At 52.9% G+C, this 1,351-nt stretch carries 1 protein-coding gene; it reads right to left on the reverse strand.

What is annotated here, in order from left to right; translation table 11 throughout:
• On the reverse strand, window positions 1–1,292 hold a 1,292-nt coding region (locus Q4P78_RS08800; protein WP_303340001.1), incomplete at its 3' end, for a hypothetical protein.
• Window positions 1,293–1,351 lie beyond the last annotated feature (59 nt).

The raw sequence follows: 1,351 nt of genomic DNA on the forward strand, positions 1-1,351 counted from the left end.
CTCATCTTTTGATCGCCTACAAATACCGCATTGAGGGGGATGTTGATTTCCTCCTCCATTATCTCGCCGCCTACCCCATTGACACCGGCCTTCTTCAGCCACTTCTGGGCGAACTTATTGAAGTCACTTTCCGCAACGCGTGCTACCCAGTCGCTAGCGCGCTTCAATCCAACCTTCGCGAGGCCATTCTCTAGCACCGGACGTACGCCGGGCAGATGTTCACCAAGCATCTCGGTGTAGTTCTCTATGATTGAGCTGGCTTCCCCCTTGTAGATTGCCTCACCTAAACTCTCCCCATCCGTAAAGGTACGTCCACCCTTATCGGAATATTCCGGCCTACCTGTATGTCTATTGATTATGTCCGCTGTCGTCTTACCTGCCTGTACGGTGTTGGAAATTGCGGCAGCCTTGGCCAAATCCCCCGCAGCCACACCTGTATTACGCATAACCCACTGAGCCGCCTTATTGGTAATGCCGCGTTCTGCCGCCTTGGCAGCCATCTTGGCACCGGCCCTTGCACCTAACCCGGTTAACCCATGCTCTGCCGCCTTAGCCGTCACTCTAGCGAGACTGCTAGCTCCTGCTCTAGCCAAGCCATGTGCAGAAGCAGAGGCGATAGTCCTTGGTATCGCGCTGGTACCGGCAGAAAGCATAAAGTCTACAGCATAAGGCAGAGACTGTCCTGCAATATTACCCATGCGATACAGTGAACCAAGTTCAGCGCTGGCAGATGCTTCTGCTTCATTAGCCGCTACCGACTTATCAAACAAGGCCTTCTCTTCTTCGGTCAGCTCTTGTTTGTTGTCTATCTTCTTCTTGATGGCCGCCAATCGCCCTGCGGTATGTATATCAGTAAGACCAAAGTCCCAATTCTGTGCGTTGAAGGTGCCTCCTAGGGCGCGCCAGAATCCCGCCTTATCTCTCATTGCCTCCATGGCGCGAATGTATCGGTCATTAGCGGCGGCAGAAGCTGCTAATGTCTGATACTCCTTATCGGCATTACGCGCTGATATTTGCGCTACAGCCTCACCCAATCCAAGGCTACCCGTTATACCGGCATTAGGGGTATATGAAGCATAGGCTTTTGCGTCTATCTCACGCCCACGTCTGTCCAGTTCCTTGTTCAAGCGGTCGCGCTCCTTGTACGCATCCTTCAATTTTTGTTCGCGCTCTTTCTGCTGTGCGTCCTCAAATTCATGTTGCCCCGACTCAAACCTACCCGTTGTAGGATTGAATACACTATCCCCTCTCGCAACGTCCAGAAGATTGGGTGCTTCCTGCGCATTGGACATCCAGCCGTTCAATCCCGACCCAGCTGGCGTTGAGCTTGCTACCTTAGCGTCAGAGGTTG

The organism is Rothia sp. (in: high G+C Gram-positive bacteria), from assembly GCF_030540545.1.
Classification (GTDB): domain Bacteria; phylum Actinomycetota; class Actinomycetes; order Actinomycetales; family Micrococcaceae; genus Rothia.